We start from the raw sequence: 11899 nt of genomic DNA on the forward strand, positions 1-11899 counted from the left end.
CGTGAAGGCATCCCCTCGCCGGGCAGGCCTGGGTGTTCTGTCCGGCTGATCATGGGCGGAGCCAGAGCCAGAGCCGGATCGAGGCGAGGGTGACGGTCCCGCGGAAGACGTAGGCGCGTTTGTCGAAGCGTGTGGCCCACGGCCCGGAAGTTCTTCAACGCGTTGATCGTCCGCTCCACTTCGTTCCTGCGTTTGTAGATCGTCTTGTCGAAGCCGGCGGGCCGTCCGCCTCTGCTGCCGCGTCTTTTGCGGTGGGTCCGCTGATCTCGCGGCTCGGGAATGGTGTGCTTGATCTGGCGACGTCGCAGGTAGCGGCGGTTGCGCCGGGAGGAATACGCCTTATCGCCGCCCAGGTGGTCGGGCCGGGTGCGCGGATGCCCGCCACCCGGGCGGTGGACACGGATGCGTTCCATGACCGGGATGAGCTGCGGGGCGTCGCCCCACTGGCCCGGCGTGATCAGCAGCGCCAGCGGGCGGCGTCCGCTTTCACCGACCAGGTGGATCTTGCAGGTCAGGCCGCCCCGGGAGCGTCCGAGTCCCTCGTCTGGGCGGTGGTGCCGGGGCGTGCTTCTTTTCCCGGCACCCGCGTCTCGGGCCGTCCGCCGCCCGCACGACCCCCGCTTTGCCGAACTCATAGACGCCTTGCTGGCCGACCAGGACGCGGCACGCTTTACGAGGGACGGGAGACGGCCGCATTCCAGCCCTCGGTACGCCGTTTCCGCCACCCCATGGCGGGCGATCTGAGCCTGCGGTACGGGAAGTTGGCCGCCGTCGACGAGCCTGGTCATCACTTCTTGGCCCACCTGCCCGACGATCGGGCCTCCGAGGACGGCCTGCGACATCTCCAGGGCAGCGCGTGAGCTCCCGGGGCCCTACTCCAGTCGTAGATGTAACTGGTCTTCTTCTCGGGCGGGTCGGTGACGCTGCAGCGCCGGCCGGTCCCGGAAAACGGTGCGCCGAGTGTGCAACTGGGACCCGGCGCCGGTCGGGGCGGTAGGGGACCCGAGGTACCCGGTCCGATCATCGTCCGCGCCGGGCCGCCCCTGTCACCGAGCTCGTGCCCAACTGTGCCGGCTGAATCACTCGTCCGGGTTGAGCTCCGCGTACACCAGCTCTACCAACTGGTCAGCCTCGGGCGTGCGGGAGTCGCCGGACACCTCGTAGTACCCACCCAGGGTGGCGATCACGTCCTCCTGTGAGTTGTCGTACTCGTGGAGACGGTCTTCCCGCTCCTTGGAGGTCTTGGGGTCGGGGACTTGCCACCACCACACCCTGTCCCGGATCTCGTCCTTCGACAGGGGCCCTGCGAGGGTGATGTCCCTACCCTGGACCTTCCCCGTAATCCTCGTAGGGTTCGCATCCGTAGCCATGCGCCGTGTCTCCTTTCACGTAAGGGCGAGGCCGCCAGTGCCTCACCTTGATCAGGGCAGCGGCTACCCGCCGAAGCACATCTGCCACGATCCGAACCGGCCAATCACCGGGACTGGTCAAAGGTGCCTGGGGACCAGCGGGCCTCGCCGCCGACCTCGTTCCAGGGGTTTCAGGCGTTTCAGGCCCTGGCCTGGCCGTCGACGGGGACGTTCAGCCGGTCGGCCACGGTGGTGAGGGCTGTTCCCAGGGGGAGCGCGATCCGGGTGAGGGCGTGCCGGTCCCCGCGGGTCTGGTCCAGGTTGACGATCAGCACCGGCTTCCCGGCCTGGGCCGCCTGGCGGACGAACCGGAGCCCGGACATCACCGTCAGTGAGGAGCCGAGGACCAGCAGCGAGGCCGCCTCACGGACCAGTGCGCGGCAGTGCTCGACGCGCCGTGACGGAACGGCTTCGCCGAAGAACACCACGTCCGGTTTGAGAATGCCGCCGCAGATCGTGCAGGGGACCACGTGGAAATCCCCGACCTGTTCGTCGGTGAGGTCGGCGTCACCGTCCGGGTTGATCCCGGCGGCCACCGGCTCGAAGCCCACATTGGCCTCCTCCAGCCGCCGGGCCAGTTCGCGGCGTGGGCTGAAGGCGCCGCAGGAAAGGCAGACGACCCGGTCCAGGCTTCCGTGGAGTTCTACGACGCCCTCGCTGCCGGCTGCCTGGTGCAGACCGTCGACGTTCTGGGTGATCACACCCGAGAGCAGGCCGTGCCGTCCGAACGCGGCGACGGCCCGGTGCCCGGCGTTGGGGCGGGCCCGGCCGAAGGTGCGCCAGCCGAGGTGGCTGCGCGCCCAGTACCGGCGCCGGGCCTGGGCACTGGCGGTGAAGTCCTGGTAGGTCATGGGGGTGTGCCGGCTCAGGCTCCCGCCCTCGCCCCGGTAGTCGGGGATGCCCGATTCCGTGGAGATCCCCGCCCCGCTGAGCACCAGCACACCGCCGGTGCTCAGCGCATCGGCGACCGGCTCCAGATCCGTGGTGCCCGGCGGCAGGTCCTCGGTGGGGGTCCAGCTCAGAGTGGGGCGCATGCGCATGCCGCCAGGGTACGGAACCGGCTGCCTGCAGGTCGTTCTCACCGATCGACAGGCTGGCGCACCGTGCTGGCGCAGCGACCTGACCGGTCTCGGCGTGCCCGTCCGCGGGCGAAGGCGGAGTGCGGGGAGAACCTGGGTGGCGACAACGGGCCGTTGCTGCTGATTCCGTAGGTCCGCTGGTTTTCTGTTGCGTCCGCTGCGGGCTCATGGTGCGCCAATGGTCGCGCTATTGGGTGCGCGAGCCGAAGAGCGCCGCTGATTTCGCGCACGTCATCACGAGTTGTCTGTGTGGGAGCGGGGCGTGGCATCCTGCCCGAATAGATGTCACGCCTCCGACCACCCCAATGGTGTCCGGTGAGGCCGGGCTGCAACCGTCGGCCGGCCCGGCCGCTCCATCGTCCATCCACCGGCGCACCCACTGGTGCGGATCCGGAGCGGGACAACGCGCATGGTGTGAGTCCGAAGCGTCTGGCGCGTTGGCGGTGTTGCCGCCAGCCCACCTGTCTGGGCCGCACCCCGCAGCGATGGCTCCACTTCGAAGGCACCATCTGGATCCGCTGAGGGTGGGTGGCGTGATGCTCCTCGGGCCTACGGGCGGGCCTCCGCCGGGGGCAAGTCCTCCTGCCGGGGCTGGGCAGGGGTACTTCGGCATCTCTTGGGTACTTGCGTGCAGCACGGTCTTTCGGGCGACGAGCGCCCGCTGGAATCGTCCTTCGCAGCGTGGGGAGATGGGATGAGGCTTCGCGAGTCGGCAGTGGCGCTGGCCTCCCGGTGTTCCGCCGAGATACTGGCCGGCCGCTACCGTCTGGACGCGCTTATCGGTTCGGGCGGCGCGGCAGATGTCCACCGAGGCTTCGACCTGCGTTTGAGGCGAGCGGTGGCCGTGAAGGTCTTCCGGCCCGGCAGCGGCGTCGCAACGGAGGACGGCTTCAGGAGCGAGGCGGAGATCCTGGCGCGGCTGCAGCATCCCGGGCTGGTCACCGCCTACGACGCCGGGTGGCACAACGGTCGCGGCTATTTGGTCATGCAACTGATTGAGGGCCTCACGCTGAGAGGCCGCATCGCCGAGGGCCCGCTGCCTCCCGAAGACACCGTCGCACTCGGTGCCGCCCTCGCCCAGGCGCTGGCTCATGCGCACGAGTTGGGGATCGTTCACCGTGACGTCAAGCCGTCCAACATCCTCCTCGACGCGGTGGGTCACCCCTACCTGACCGACTTCGGAATCTCCAGGCTGGTCGACGCCACCACCCACACCGCCACCGGCACACTCATCGGCACCGCCGCGTACCTGTCCCCTGAGCAGGTACTCGGCCAGTCCGTCGGTCGGCCCGCCGACATCTACGCCCTCGGTCTCGTGCTCCTCGAATGCCTCACCGGCAGGCTCGAATACGACGGTGGCCCCCTCGAAGCGGCGATCGCGCGGCTCCACCGCCAACCCGTACTGCCCAGCTCCCTACCGAAAGACCTTGCCCTCCTGCTGCGGAACATGACCGCCCTGGACGCGCACACCCGCCCGTCGGCACGCGACTGCGCCCGGACACTGGCCACCCTGGCCGGCACGACCCTCTCCATGCCCACCGCGCCCGCGGCCAACGCCACGGGCATGGTTCCAAGCAGGGAACGGGCGCGGGACGACGAGCCCACGCACATGAACCCGCTGCCGGCCCCGGAACGAGCCGCTGCGAAGACCGCGCCCGCCCGAAGCCGCGTTCTGGTGGCCGGCGGCACCGTCGCGCTGGCCGCCGTCATGGCCACCACGGTTGCCATCACGGACAGCCACCAAGGAAGCGACGGGAAAGCGACTCGAGCTGTCAGCCGCGCTGCCGAGAAGGCCGACCCCGAAGGCACCTCCGCAGGAAGGAACGGCGCTTCCGCAACCCCCGTGACTCCGCCGTCCTCCGCCCACGCTGTATCCGCCCGGCTGCTTCGTGCTGCCGCCCCTGGGCGCAGCGCCCGTCCCTCTTCTGACGGCCCGAGCCGACAACCAGCCCACCTGGCCCGCACCGCTCACAACGGCACGTCCAGCAGGGGAGCGCGGGCCAAGACGAAGCCGGAGGACCCCAAGGAACAGCCCGGCAAAGCACATAAATCCGAAAAAGTACGGAAGGAGGCACACAAGAGGTCCAAGAGGTAGCCGGACAGAACCGGGCCGAGCCCCGTTAGCGCCCTGAGATGGCACCAGTCGACCGCGTAGCGGGACCAGTCCAGCCGTGAGGCCACGTTGAGCTCGGCGACGTGACCGAACGCGGTCTCGCTCTTGGTGAACTTGAGTGCGCCGCTCAGTACAGCAACCTGCCCACCGGCGGCCGTGACCTGCGGCCGTCCAATCGATCAATGCTCTGACCTGTTGCTGGGTGCCGGCAGCTGTAGCCGTTGGTCACCATCGAGCGCCCTTCCACAGCCCCAGAGATACGGCCGGACAGAGGCGCTGGTGCAGGTCCTTGTCCGGCATGTTCAGCGTCCTGGGGGAGCCGAACCCGGCTCGCGGGTGCCTGGGACCGTTCAGTGACATGCCCTTGTTAAGGGCCCGGCGCCGGGCCACCACGGTGACTCAATGTCACGGCATTGTCAGCGCTTGAAGGAGTCCTTGGTCCTCTCTTTAGCGCCCCGCATCCTGCCCCGCACTTCGAGGGCGGCGCCTTTTGCGGCGAGGGTATTCTTGTGCACCGCGTGGGCCACCTTGCGAACCGTCTTTCCGGCCACCTGCTCGGCTTTTGCCTTGGCTTTCTCTCTGGCACTCATCTCAGTACCTCCGGGCACTCTCTGGCCGAGTGCCCTTGAGGCAGGGGCAAAACCCCGGCAGGTGCGGTACCGGGACCGCCCGCAGGACCCGCTCGAACTGGTGTACCTGGCGACAGCACCTGGTCCGCCCCGACGCCGTTGCAGCCGTGTTCCGTGCGCTGCACCCACTTCACACGGGCGCTGGTCCGAAAAGTGCAACCCTGCCCGGGTGCAAGCTATTTGGGGCTGACAAGTCCTTGCCATGGTGAGGCCCGCCATGATCTGGCCTTCATGTCGGCGTGAACTGGCCGATAGACCCAGGGCGTGTTCTCCCCCTACCAGTCTTCCGTTTTCCGGCGCAGGCGTTGGCAGCCGATCTCGGTCGCCAACGCGGTGCCGCTGCCGGCGTCGGGGCTCGCAGTGATGCAGGCGCCCGCACAAGCCGCTCCGAGCAAGCCCGCGGTTCCCCCCAAGCCCTCGGCCACCACAAGGTCACCTTGGTCACCGGCGACGTCGTCACGGTCGCCACGATGGCCGACGGCAAACAGATGGCCGTGACGTCGACCGACCGGACAGCGCCATCGGCGGCGTCAAACTCCAGGAGATCAAGGGCGACCTGTTCGTCATCCCGGACGAGGCGGCACCGCTGCTGGGCGCGGGCAAGCTGGATGCCGGTGTCGAGAACGGCGACCTTGACACCCTTGCCGGCCCGATCCAGGACCCGTTCAGCTGACGACGCCGCGTCAGAAGACCGCCCGGCGCGCGAGATTGTCTTACGGATCTTGACTGTTGCTCTCTGGTGGGAGCCGGTTTCGCCGTGTAGCGTCGCTGTCAGATGTCGTGGTTCGCAGTGCCCGCCCGCGCTCCGGCGTGGGCGTTTTGCTGTGCGGTGCGGGCAGGACATCATCTTCGGGCCCGCGCGGTGCGGGTCCGATATCGACCGGAAGGCTCAGCATGGCCAGCGGAACCGTTAAGTGGTTCAACGCCGAAAAGGGTTTCGGCTTCATCTCTCAGGACGGCGGCGGGCCGGACGTCTTCGCGCACTACTCCGCCATCAACTCCTCCGGCTTCCGCGAGCTCCAGGAGGGCCAGAAGGTGACTTTCGACGTCACCCAGGGCCAGAAGGGCCCGCAGGCGGAGAACATCACCCCCGCCTGACGAACGCGTGCGGCTGCAGGTCCCGGAACACCTCCGGGACCTGTTGCTCATCCGCACCTCTGGTCGCCCTGGTGGCGCCCGCTCCCGTCCCATGAGCCGGTGTACGGCCGGGAACGGTCCACTCAGTGGCTCCAGACCGTCGGGGCTTTCCCGGCAGCCTGAAGGGCACAGGCCTCTCGATCGAGAATGCGTCTCAGCGACTGGCGGCCATCCCGCAGGCTCTGTCACGACGAGGGACGGTCGGGCACCCAGAGCTGCGTACCCCCACCAGCGACCCGCTCGCCCCTGCCCGCCGCGCCCGCCGCCCGGGACCGGACCGCCCAGGACGCCGTCCCGGCCGTCCTCGTGCAGGCGCTCTCGTGTACCGCCTGTCCCAACCGCCTGGGCGGATGACTTCTCGAGCGGTGCCGGTAATGCGCTGGGCCGACGGCCGAAGCGGAGCAGCCGTACGTCACTCAGGTGTCATGCCTGAGGGCGCCCGGACAACGTCGGCCGGGCGGCCTCAAGACGGCGACTGCCGAAGACCCGGCGTTACGCGAACGCCGGGACTTCCTTCGGGTTCGGACCGTACTTGTTCGCGCCCGTCTTGCCGTCCTCAGAGCAGATGACCAGCAGGATGACGGCGCCGAAGGTCGGGACGAGGTTGATGAGGATCCACCAGCCGGAGCGGCCCGTGTCGTGGAGCCGGCGGACCGTGACGCCCCAGGTCGGCAGCAGGAACGCGATCACGGCGAGGCCCAAGGTGGCGAGGAAGGCCGACGAGTGGGTCGCGACGCCGATGCCGCCCAGCACGCCGTAGGTGATGTACACGCACAGCATGAACAGCCAGAATTCCTTGCGGCGTGCCCGGCCTTTGAAGACGGCGTACTTCTTGAGCGCCGCGATGAACCAGCTCACTGTGTCCCCCGGGGATCGACGACAGCCACTCCCAAACGGATCAGGCCGGACGGAAAGGTTAAGGGTTGGCAGGGGCGCGTCATTGACGGGGTCGGTGAAACGCCGCGGCGAGCCCTGCGGAGCGGCCGGAGCGGCCGGAGGGGCCGCCGGAGCGGCCGGAGGGACCGCCGGAGCCCGCGCGCCGGGCGGCCGTCTCACCGTCTGGGCGGCCGCGGGGTTCGGCGGCGGCCGGACCGCAGAAGACGCCGACGCGGCCGTCTTGGTGCAGGCGCTTTCGCAGGCCGCCCGCCGCAAGCGCCAGGCGCCCGGCCCCGGCTACACCCCCGGGTACGGCGGCCAGCCGCGCCGGTACTTCCGGCACGTCCGCGTAGCCGCCACCCTCTCCGACCCCCACCGCGTGCACAACATCGAGTGGGGCGGCCATGTCCACGTCTGCACCGGCCCCCGCCGCCCCTGGGGCGCGACCTGGACCGAACTGCGGACGTATGCGTGACGCCCCACCCCTGCGGGAACCAAGTCGAGCAACTCTCGGGACAGCCCGAGCACTGGGTGAGCAGAGTCAGATGTCGCCATCAGCCCCGCCACCGCAGCGCATCACAGTGTTGCGGTCGTCTGCTGCCCGGACGCGCTGCCCGCGAGCCACTGGTCCCATCCCAGGTTGAAGTCGGCGTAGCCGTTGTCGGGCGAGGCCTTGGCACGGGACGAGCCGGTGATGGTGACGGGGTCGCCCTGCTTGACCTGGCCGTAAAACCACTTGGCGTCCGACATGGACAGGTGGACGCAGCCGTGCGAGCCGCGAGCGCTGCCGCTGCCCGGGTTGGGGTCGCCGGTCGAGTAGTGCACGTACGTGCCGGACTGGGTCAGGTGGATGTCCCAGGGCAGCGTCAGGTCGTAGTAGTTGGGGCTGCCCTTGTCGCAGCTGATGCCAACGCTGCAGGAGGTCATGTGGACCTTCTCCTGCTTGTCGATGACGGCCATCGTGCCGTTCCACGTCGGATACTGAGGGCTGCCCGCGTTGATCGACAAGGTGCGCACCGCCTTGCCGTTCCGGGTCACCTTCAAGGTGTGGCCGGTCACGGAGACATCCGCGCGCACGTCGTCGCCGATCTGGAAGGTGTGCGTGTAGCCGTGCACGCCGTAGCGTCCGTTGCCATTGCTGACGCCCTTCATGTCAGCGTCGAGCTTCACCTTCGTGCCGGAGGGCCAGTACGTCTTCGGCCGCCAGTCGGCGCGCCTGTCGCCGAACCAGTGCCAGGCGCCGACCACCGGCTGCGAGGCGCTCACCTTCAGGTGCTTCTCCACCGTGGCCCGTGCCTTTGCCGCCACCGGGTTCGTGAAGACCACCGAGATCGGCATGGCCACGCCGACCGTGGTTCCGTCCTGCGGGGTGATCGTCTCCAGCAGCATCGGCGGGCCCGCGGGCTTCGTCGGTGACGGAGAGGCGCTCGCACCGGAGTTGCCAGGCCCCTTTGCGTCGTCCCCGCCCGCCTTGTCACTGCCGCCCCCGCCGCAGGCGCTCACGCCCACCAGCATCGCACCCGTGACGAGTGCGATCCCTATGCCGCCCTTGCGCCGTCCCACGACCTGCCCCGCTCTCTCGCTCTTCGGCCCTGACGGGCCCGTCCTCCAGTCAGACAGCGGGGGCGTGGACCACAGTTGCATGCGTAGCGTAAAACGTGTCCCAAAACTCGGTGGTGTGCCGAGCGGCCGGAGGGCGACCCGGTGGCGGAGGCATCCCTCAGCCGCCGGGGCGCCGGACGCGCCGCGCTCCAGCACGCACCTCCGGTACCACCGGCCGTCCCAAGGGCGTGGTGATGAGCCACCACGCGGCGCTGGCCTTCTACCGCGGCACCCAGCGCTTCGGCGCGGTGTCGCCCGAGGACCGGGTGGCGAGTACGTCCCCGCCGGCCTTCGACGTGGCGCTGTTCGACATCTGCGTGGGCCTGCGCACGGGCGCCACCTGATCGCCGTGCCCCGCGCTTTCCTCAGCTTCCCGCGCCGCCTGCTCGGCTTCCTCCGGGAGGCGGAGGCCACCGTCGTGCACGGCGTCCCGTCGCTGTGGCGGCCCCTGCTACGGCACGAACCCGACGGCGTCGCAGCCCTCGGCGAGCACCTGCGCGGAATCCTGTTCGCCGGCGAGAACTTTCCCCCTCACCGAACTGCGCCATCTGCGGGCCCTGTTGCCGCACCTGCGGATCGTCAACCATTCGGCGCCACCGAGACCGTGGCTTGCTCCTTCTCCGAGGTGCCCCACCCCCGCCCGAGAATGCCGAGGCCCTGTCCATCGGGCAGGGCTACCCGGGCGCCGAGACCCTGCTCCTCGACGAAGAGGGCCGACCGGTCGACGAGCCGGGAGCCGCGGGGGAGATGTACATCCGCTGTCCGTCCCTCTTCTCCGGGTACTGGGACGACCCGCAGGCGCCCCGACGCGTCCTCGTCCCCGACCCGCTCGAACCGCGCTCCGGACAACTGGTCTACCGATCAGGCGACTTGGCGTACCGCGATCCCTCGGGCGAGTTCTACTGCTGCGGCCGCGACGACTCCATGGTGAAGATCCGCGGCAACCGGATCGAACTGGGAGAGATCGAATGCCGGTTGACCGAGCACCCGGGCGTGACCGCCGCACTGGTCCTGGCCCTCGACGTCCCGACGGCGAAGCGGCCCTCACCGCCTTCGTCGTGGCTTCCGCGACCGCAGCGACCGCCGCGGAGCTGGCCGAGCTGTGCCGCCGGTCCATGCCCGCGTACATGATCCCCAAGAGGTTCCTCTTCCTCGACGAACTGCCCCTGACTGCCAACGGCAAGGCCGACCGCACGGCACTCACGGCACTGGCCACGGCCGACGTCAGCGGATGCAAGAGCGGTCGGATCGCCGAAGGTGCCGACAGCTGACGTCTGGACAGCTCCAGGACGACAGGGAACTGAGTACCCTCTGCTGGTCGTACATGCCCAACACCGCGAGCCGCACCGTTCGCCGCTCGTCGGCCGTGATGAAGGTCGTTCAGCCGCCGTGGGGGTCCGGGCCGTAGAGCGCAGCGACGTCCTGCGACGTCGCCCACCGGCTGTAGGTGGGCGACTGGGGCCAGCCCTCGGGTGAGTCCTGCCAGTCCTCCTGCCGTCCGTACGGCAGGACGTCGATCAGCGCGAAGGTGTGACTGAGCTGCTCGGTACCCCGGCCGTTGGTGTGCCACGTGCGATAGACCGAGTCGCCGTCGCGCAGGAACACGTTGACCGCGAACCCTCCGTCGGGTGGTGCGCCGACGTCGGCCCCGAACGAGCTGTTGGCAGTCGAGTACCACGTCATCCGGTTGCCGACCCGCTGCCTGTAGGCGAGGGCTTCCTTGATCGGGCCCTGTGTGACGACGACGAATCGCGCGTCGTAGTTGTCCAGGAACTCCAGGCGGGTGTACTGCGAGGTGAACCCCGTGCAGCCCGGGCACTGCCATTCCCTGCCGGCGAACCACATGTGGTGGTAGACGATCAGTTGCCTCTTTCCTTCGAAGACGTCCACCAGCGGAACGGGGCCGTCCTCACCCTCGAGGATGTAGTCGGGCATCTCGACCATCGGAAGACGACGACGCTCGGCGGCGATGGCGTCCAACTCCCGCGTCGCGGCCTTCTCCCGGTCCCGCAGCGCCTGAAGCCGGCGCTCCCACGTTGCGACGTCGACGACGGGTGGTAGTGCGTGGGTGGTCATGGTCTCCTCACAGAGCTCGTGCGCAGTTTTTCGCTTGCGCAGAGGTAGACCCCACCAGGCCCCGGAACTCATCGGTCCACAGCGAAAAGGAACGTCCTCTCGGCGTCGACGATGAGGGCGATCCCTTGGTGTTCGGCGGCACGTGGTGGTGTCTGTGTCGCGCTTGGTTCCGATGTCGCCCCGCGTAGTGCCGCCCTCATCAGCGAGTGCCAAGAGCGTCTCGCAGCTCCGGGCGAGGCCGACGGGCACCTGCCCCGAGGTGACGGCCGACCACAAGGTGCCGGAGTCATGTCCACAGTTCCTGACTCATGCACACGCGTGCACCCATGTTCCTCTCCATCATGCGCAGTGCCGCCTCGGCGAGGTCATGGTGAATGTGTGCCACGGCGTCGCGAGGGATGATCACTTCGAGGTGACGGATGTGGGCGTCGAGGGCGGAGTAGAGCACGCACTGCTCCGTCACCTGGCCACCCAGCACCAGGGTCTGGATTCCGTGCTGCTCAAGCAGATACCTCAGGGGTGTCTCGTAGAAGATGGAGTGCCGGGCTTTGAGTACGAAGAGGGAGTCGGCGTCGGGTCGCAGCGGCTCGACGAGATCCGCATGGGGACTTGTCAGAGCATGCTCCAGCAGTTCGCCATGGTGCGAGCGCCACTCTCCGAAGTTGTCGTTGACATAGATGACCGGTGCTCGGTGGCGCCGCGCACGGCGCAACAGATCGGTCAGTACCGGTACGACGTGCCGCGCCGAGGGGAGCAGCAGCTCAGCGTCCTGGTGATCGTAGGTGTTGATCATGTCGATGACGATCAGCGCGGTCTTGCTCATAGGGCCAGCGTTCCACCTCCGCGATGGTGCAGTCCGCACCGTCACCCGAGCGGGCTGCTGTCACAGCGGCCGGGGCACACCGGATGGTCTACGCCGTCGCCCGCGCGACGACGCCTGGTGGTGGGCATTGGCGTGTCAAACGCCGGCCTGCTCGT

Annotated in this window: 13 protein-coding genes and 1 pseudogene; 6 read left to right on the plus strand and 8 right to left on the minus strand. The window is 68.8% G+C overall.

The window, feature by feature from the left end; genetic code table 11:
* Positions 1-49: 49 nt before the first annotated feature.
* The 3 genes and pseudogenes from ACFZDC_RS25090 to ACFZDC_RS25100 all read right to left on the minus strand — a co-directional run.
* A pseudogene (locus tag ACFZDC_RS25090) lies at positions 50-563 on the minus strand (IS5 family transposase); the annotation flags it as partial.
* Positions 564-1079: 516 nt separating this feature from the next.
* Complete coding sequence (locus tag ACFZDC_RS25095; protein ID WP_391327256.1) at positions 1080-1370, minus strand: hypothetical protein; 291 nt, start codon at positions 1368-1370, stop codon at positions 1080-1082.
* Positions 1371-1549: 179 nt separating this feature from the next.
* Entirely contained in the window at positions 1550-2449 is a 900-nt protein-coding gene (locus tag ACFZDC_RS25100) for an NAD-dependent protein deacetylase (protein WP_391327258.1), read from the minus strand.
* 733 nt (positions 2450-3182) lie between these two features.
* Here ACFZDC_RS25100 and ACFZDC_RS25105 point away from each other — a divergent pair.
* A complete protein-coding gene (locus ACFZDC_RS25105) occupies positions 3183-4583 on the plus strand; it encodes a protein kinase (protein ID WP_391327260.1) in 1401 nt (466 codons plus the stop codon).
* 434 nt (positions 4584-5017) lie between these two features.
* Here the strand turns inward: ACFZDC_RS25105 and ACFZDC_RS25110 are convergent, their stop codons facing one another.
* Positions 5018-5191 carry a hypothetical protein gene (locus ACFZDC_RS25110; RefSeq protein ID WP_391327262.1) on the minus strand — a complete coding sequence of 58 codons (174 nt, stop codon included), beginning with the start codon at positions 5189-5191 and terminating at the stop codon, positions 5018-5020.
* A gap of 933 nt (positions 5192-6124) precedes the next feature.
* Between ACFZDC_RS25110 and ACFZDC_RS25115 the strand changes: the two genes are divergently transcribed.
* Positions 6125-6328 (plus strand): cold shock domain-containing protein, encoded by a 204-nt coding sequence (locus ACFZDC_RS25115; protein WP_391327264.1) that lies wholly within the window; start codon positions 6125-6127, stop codon positions 6326-6328.
* A 531-nt stretch (positions 6329-6859) separates the two neighbouring features.
* On the opposite strand, the gene ACFZDC_RS25120 is transcribed toward ACFZDC_RS25115, so the two are convergent.
* A complete protein-coding gene (locus tag ACFZDC_RS25120) occupies positions 6860-7225 on the minus strand; it encodes a DUF805 domain-containing protein (protein ID WP_391327265.1) in 366 nt (121 codons plus the stop codon).
* Between the two features lie 94 nt (positions 7226-7319).
* Between ACFZDC_RS25120 and ACFZDC_RS25125 the strand changes: the two genes are divergently transcribed.
* A complete protein-coding gene (locus ACFZDC_RS25125) occupies positions 7320-7718 on the plus strand; it encodes a hypothetical protein (protein WP_391327267.1) in 399 nt (132 codons plus the stop codon).
* A gap of 101 nt (positions 7719-7819) precedes the next feature.
* Here the strand turns inward: ACFZDC_RS25125 and ACFZDC_RS25130 are convergent, their stop codons facing one another.
* Positions 7820-8806 (minus strand): Ig-like domain-containing protein, encoded by a 987-nt coding sequence (locus ACFZDC_RS25130; RefSeq protein WP_391327269.1) that lies wholly within the window; start codon positions 8804-8806, stop codon positions 7820-7822.
* Positions 8807-8919: 113 nt separating this feature from the next.
* Between ACFZDC_RS25130 and ACFZDC_RS25135 the strand changes: the two genes are divergently transcribed.
* The 3 genes from ACFZDC_RS25135 (at position 8920) to ACFZDC_RS25145 (ending at position 10116) form a co-directional block, all read left to right on the plus strand.
* On the plus strand, positions 8920-9189 hold the full coding sequence (locus ACFZDC_RS25135; protein WP_391327344.1) for an AMP-binding protein: 270 nt from the start codon (positions 8920-8922) through the stop codon (positions 9187-9189).
* A 265-nt stretch (positions 9190-9454) separates the two neighbouring features.
* On the plus strand, positions 9455-9976 hold the full coding sequence (locus ACFZDC_RS25140) for an AMP-binding protein (RefSeq protein ID WP_391327346.1): 522 nt from the start codon (positions 9455-9457) through the stop codon (positions 9974-9976).
* Positions 9904-10116, plus strand: coding sequence for a hypothetical protein (locus ACFZDC_RS25145; RefSeq protein WP_391327270.1), 213 nt, complete (start codon positions 9904-9906; stop codon positions 10114-10116). Before ACFZDC_RS25140 ends, ACFZDC_RS25145 begins: the two co-directional genes overlap by 73 nt.
* A 109-nt stretch (positions 10117-10225) precedes the next feature.
* On the opposite strand, the gene ACFZDC_RS25150 is transcribed toward ACFZDC_RS25145, so the two are convergent.
* Positions 10226-10921, minus strand: coding sequence for a DUF899 family protein (locus ACFZDC_RS25150; protein WP_391327272.1), 696 nt, complete (start codon positions 10919-10921; stop codon positions 10226-10228).
* 286 nt (positions 10922-11207) lie between these two features.
* Positions 11208-11744: an isochorismatase family protein gene (locus ACFZDC_RS25155; RefSeq protein WP_391327274.1), complete on the minus strand. Its 537-nt coding sequence runs from the start codon at positions 11742-11744 to the stop codon at positions 11208-11210.
* Between the last annotated feature and the right edge of the window lie 155 nt (positions 11745-11899).

The organism is Streptomyces sp. NPDC007905 (assembly GCF_042959345.1).
GTDB lineage: Bacteria > Actinomycetota > Actinomycetes > Streptomycetales > Streptomycetaceae > Streptomyces.

Bases quoted from the DNA above. Each gene is read 5' to 3' on its own strand.
- ACFZDC_RS25095 (WP_391327256.1), bottom strand. From the start codon at position 1,370: ATGGCTACGGATGCGAACCCTACGAGGATTACGGGGAAGGTCCAGGGT.
- ACFZDC_RS25100 (WP_391327258.1), bottom strand. From the start codon at position 2,449: ATGCGCATGCGCCCCACTCTGAGCTGGACCCCCACCGAGGACCTGCCG.
- ACFZDC_RS25105 (WP_391327260.1), top strand. From the start codon at position 3,183: ATGAGGCTTCGCGAGTCGGCAGTGGCGCTGGCCTCCCGGTGTTCCGCC.
- ACFZDC_RS25110 (WP_391327262.1), bottom strand. From the start codon at position 5,191: ATGAGTGCCAGAGAGAAAGCCAAGGCAAAAGCCGAGCAGGTGGCCGGA.
- ACFZDC_RS25115 (WP_391327264.1), top strand. From the start codon at position 6,125: ATGGCCAGCGGAACCGTTAAGTGGTTCAACGCCGAAAAGGGTTTCGGC.
- ACFZDC_RS25150 (WP_391327272.1), bottom strand. From the start codon at position 10,921: ATGACCACCCACGCACTACCACCCGTCGTCGACGTCGCAACGTGGGAG.
- ACFZDC_RS25155 (WP_391327274.1), bottom strand. From the start codon at position 11,744: ATGAGCAAGACCGCGCTGATCGTCATCGACATGATCAACACCTACGAT.